Annotated in this window: 3 protein-coding genes and 2 pseudogenes; 3 read left to right on the top strand and 2 right to left on the bottom strand. The window is 33.5% G+C overall.

Annotation, left to right across the window (positions count from 1 at the left end):
* From ACJAX4_RS22400 to ACJAX4_RS22390, 3 genes and pseudogenes are all read left to right on the top strand, one after another.
* Window positions 1–905 (top strand): annotated as a pseudogene (locus ACJAX4_RS22400) (cytidyltransferase); the annotation flags it as partial.
* A 27-nt stretch (window positions 906–932) separates the two neighbouring features.
* A complete protein-coding gene (locus ACJAX4_RS22395) occupies window positions 933–2,177 on the top strand; it encodes a lactate/malate family dehydrogenase (RefSeq protein WP_435791658.1) in 1,245 nt (414 codons plus the stop codon).
* A 32-nt stretch (window positions 2,178–2,209) separates the two neighbouring features.
* Window positions 2,210–3,262, top strand: coding sequence for a flavodoxin family protein (locus ACJAX4_RS22390; protein WP_435791657.1), 1,053 nt, complete (start codon window positions 2,210–2,212; stop codon window positions 3,260–3,262).
* Here the strand turns inward: ACJAX4_RS22390 and folK are convergent.
* Together folK and ACJAX4_RS22380 are read right to left on the bottom strand one after the other, a co-directional pair.
* Window positions 3,259–4,077, bottom strand: a complete 819-nt coding sequence (gene folK / locus ACJAX4_RS22385; protein ID WP_435791656.1) for a 2-amino-4-hydroxy-6-hydroxymethyldihydropteridine diphosphokinase — start codon at window positions 4,075–4,077, stop codon at window positions 3,259–3,261. The two genes, ACJAX4_RS22390 and folK, sit on opposite strands and share 4 nt — an antisense overlap.
* 35 nt (window positions 4,078–4,112) lie before the next feature.
* A pseudogene (locus ACJAX4_RS22380) lies at window positions 4,113–4,260 on the bottom strand (dihydropteroate synthase); the annotation flags it as partial.

Below are 4,260 nucleotides of genomic sequence, written 5' to 3'. Positions count from 1 at the left end.
CCCGAAAACGCCTACAAAAGGTACTTACTGAATTGTATCCTGGTGAACTTGTTTTATCTTTCGATAGTGATGTACTTCATCAGCAAATGGTAAAAAAGGTTTGCAAAGAAAATAATGTTCCTATTGAAATAAGTAATAATAAACAAAACGGTGATGCTATGTGTGTGCCTTATGGAGATATTCTTGACAGGCATCTAGTTCCAAACACTGTTACTAAAGCACTGCATACAGAAAAGTTTTTCACCCCTGATATTGAGGAATTTGATATCGCAGAATTCCCTTATTACTTAAATCTTGAGCATCAAATTAAAATGATAAAGTCCTTTAATAGACCTGTAATACTAGTAGATAATATACTACATAAAGGTTATAGAATCAGGGCTATAGATCCCCTCTTGAAAAAAGAGTCAGTAAATGTAAAAAAAATCATTGCAGGTATCCTATCAGGACGTGGAAAAGACCTTATGGATAAACAAAAAAGAGATGTTGATAGTGTTTATTTTATACCAAAGCTTAAAATTTGGTTTAACGAGAATACCTTATATCCCTTTATTGGTGGAGATGCCCTTTGGAGAGGCCTTTACCCAAAACGTAACTTGCTTCCTTCAATTAATTTAATACTCCCATACACTCATCCCGTTTTCATAAGGAATGTTCCACTAAAGAGTCTTTATGCATTATCGGAGGTATGTATTGAAAATTCTATAGAGCTTTTAAAAGCTTTAGAGATTGAATTCCATATTTTATATACTAGAAATTTAACTTTAGCTTCTCTCGGAGAAGTTCTTACTATTCCACGATGTCCTGATATTGGAGTCGATATGCAATATGATTTAAATATATCTCCATCTCACTATCTGGAAAATGATTTAGAGCTCTTGAATAGACTAAATAAAATATTATAGAAAATTCACAAAAAGGGGAGTTTTAAAATGTTCTACTACTTATACAAAGAAAAATTATTAATATCTCGCGAAAATTATTATAATCTAAAAGAAATATCTGAAAGCGAAGCAAAAATATATAAGGGCATGATTTTTGCCTTGATAAGCCTTAGCCCAGAAATCTCACGAAGAAGTTTTTCTGTTTCCCATGAGAACTTTCTCTTCTTAAAGGAAGAAGACTTAAATTTACTTGTAAAGCCGATATCCCCTATTGTAACTATTCCCCAGTGGCTAAAAGATGCTATTTTAAGTAATAGAGTTACATCACTTAATACAAAATTTCCTAACTGGGAAGATGTATTAATCTATAAGGAGCCTAAAAAGTGGAGAATAAATGTGGTCGGCCTAGGGGATGTTGGTGGGACACTACTTACAGGTTTAAAACTTTTAGGTGTTGAAAAAATTAAAAGCTTAGGACTTTATGATAAAGATGAAAATCGCGTGGAGCGCTACAAATTCGAACTAAGCCAGATTCTTTCACCTGACATGAAGGAAAGTTCTATAGATATAATTTCCTTAAGTGAAGAGGATGTCTTTAATTGTGATATGTTTATATTTTGTGTATCCGTTGGAGTTCCCACTATTGTAAAAGAAGGGGAAGACGTCAGGTTACTACAATTCAAAGGTAATGCTAAAATTATTTCACATTATGCTACTCTTGCACGTACGAAAAGTTTCAAAGGGTTATTTATCGTAGTGTCAGATCCAGTAGATTTACTTTGCAAAGCAGCCTTTACTGCAAGTAACAAAGATAGTTCTGGAACTTCGGACTATAAAGGTTTAGCTCCAGAACAAATAAGGGGATATGGCCTAGGAGTTATGAATGCTAGGGCTTGCTATTATGCCTCGAAGAAAGCTTCTACAAAACATTATATGCATGAGGGTAGAGCTTTTGGTCCACATGGAGAGGGTCTTATCATAGCAGATAGTATTGTAAACTATAATGAAGTGCTATCAGATGCTTTAACCCATAGCACTAAGACTGCCAACTTAGAAGTTAGGTCAACAGGATTTAAGCCTTATATTGCTCCGGCTCTTTCATCTGGATCACTGTCAATACTTGCCACTATTAACTCGCAGTGGCATTATAGTGCTACCTTTATTGGGGGTACTTTTATGGGTTGCAAGAATAGACTTCTTCCTTCTGGAACAGAGCTTGAAACATTAGATTTAAATGAAGTGCTACTTTGCAAGCTAAATTCAACCTATAAACTTCTAAGTGAATTTATATGAATTTCTTTAGAAGAATATAAAAAGGGGGTTTCATGAAAGATTTATTTGTAATTGTACCATGCAAAGATATATCTATTATGCTCTCAGAAATGATAAGTGAGTTTACTAAATGCACAGATTATACTATAGTTAACGATTGTAACCAAATTCCTAATCTTCAAAACAAGAAAATCCTATTCGCCTGTGAAATTGGAAATATAGATTGTGACACTTCCATGCTACAGTTTTTCTCAAAGTTATATGAAGAAGGCAATAAATGTCTTCTTGGTTCTACTGCTTGCGTACTAGCTCATAGTAATACAGAGCTCGGCACTAAGCGCACAAGTCAAGATATCATATATCTTGCAAACAACTTAGGATGTTCATTTATAGGTCATTCTGTAGTTGAAGCAACATCCTCACTTAGAAATTATCGCAGTTGGCAAAAAACAATGAATTTACCAGTAAAAGAAATTTGTTTGACTATGTGTTCTAAGTTAGGCACTAGATTACTTAAATATATGCCAGTTATCATAAAAAATCCAAAAATGTTAGTTTTGTACTCAAGTCCACATAAAACTTCTAATACTTTAGATTTATGGCATATGATCTCAAAGCAGCTATCCCATTACAATATTAAAGAACTACAAATAGAAAACGGAAAGGTTTTAGACTGCAACGGATGTTCATATAAATTGTGCACTCACTATGGTAAGAAAAATAAATGTTTTTATGGAGGAATTATGATTCATGATGTACTCCCCTCCATTGAAGAATCTGATGCAATAATATGGCTATGCCCCAACTATAATGATGCAGTAGCTGCAAACTTAACAGCTGTAATAAATAGGCTCACAGTGCTATATCGAAAAATGAATTTTTATGATAAGACCACTTTTGCAGTAGTAGTATCCGGTAATTCTGGCAGTGATTCTATTAGTAAACAACTAATTGGAGCCTTGAATATAAATAAAGGATTTAGATTGCCACCATATTTTTCTATAATGGCCATTTCTAATGATCCTGGTGAAATTTTTAATATTCCTGAGATCCAAGAGTTAACTAATGATTTTTCAGAAAATATAAAAAAGGAAATAAAAGCTTAAAGCGCTTTTATTTCCTCTTTTATTTGAATTATAGGTTTATTCAAAATTGGATGCATAACATAAGGTGCTATGTCGCACAATGGCTCTAACACAAACATTCTTTCCTGCATTCTTGGATGAGGCAACATTATTTCATCTAAGTGGCTAATAATATTATCATATAACAATACATCTAAATCTATAGTTCTTGGCCCCCATCTTATAACTCTTTCCCTCTTTAATTCCTCTTCTATAGATAAAAGGAATCTAACAAGTTCTAATGGATTTAAAAGTGTTTTAACTTCAATAGCACAATTCAAGAAGTCCTCTTGTTCTAAATATCCTACTGGCTTCGTTTCATAAAATTTTGATGTTTTAGTTATTTTAGTATGATATGCATTATTTATAAAATCTAAGGCTGCTTTCACATTTCCCTCTTTATCTCCCATATTTCCACCTACGCCAATATAAGATGTATGCCACTTTCTATCTATCTCTACCGCTGCATACTCAAGTGGCTTTCCAATAGGAGCCCAAGGTTTTTTTACTTTAACCACTACTCTTTGAACTAAATCATATTTTAAGAGTATATATTCAGCTAATTTTTCAGTGGCACTCTCTATTAAATCATAGTTTACCTTCTTAAACTCCTCCTCCACTCCGTTGCAAAGTTCACCATAATTAACTGTCTTAGTAATGTCGTCAGTGGTGCCTGCCTCCCTTAAACAAAGGTAAAGTTCTAATGATATTTTAAAACGTTGTCCTAAAGTTTTTTCTTCCTTAAAAACACCATGGTAGGCGTAAACTTCCAGGTCTTTTATGTGCATTTTGTCCATAGTAAAATCCCCTTCCTAAGTAATATAAAATACTATTAACTTCTAAATATAGCATCCGTCATAGCACATACTCTTTTATTCTCTTTTATATCATGCACCCTTATAAATTGGCAGCCTTTCATTATCCCTATAGCAGTTGTTGCAAGGGTACCCTCTAGCCTCTCACCTACTGGTAAATCCAGT

The organism is Clostridium sp. (genome assembly GCF_051278035.1).
Lineage (GTDB): Bacteria > Bacillota > Clostridia > Clostridiales > Clostridiaceae > Clostridium_AD.
Note: the sequence above shows the minus strand (reverse complement) of the source record. Positions and strands in the feature narration are given on the sequence as shown.

What these genes read in the sequence shown, in the direction of transcription:
- ACJAX4_RS22395 (WP_435791658.1), top strand. Translation starts at nt 933, where the DNA reads ATGTTCTACTACTTATACAAAGAAAAATTATTAATATCTCGCGAAAAT.
- ACJAX4_RS22390 (WP_435791657.1), top strand. Translation starts at nt 2,210, where the DNA reads ATGAAAGATTTATTTGTAATTGTACCATGCAAAGATATATCTATTATG.
- folK (WP_435791656.1), bottom strand. Translation starts at nt 4,077, where the DNA reads ATGGACAAAATGCACATAAAAGACCTGGAAGTTTACGCCTACCATGGT.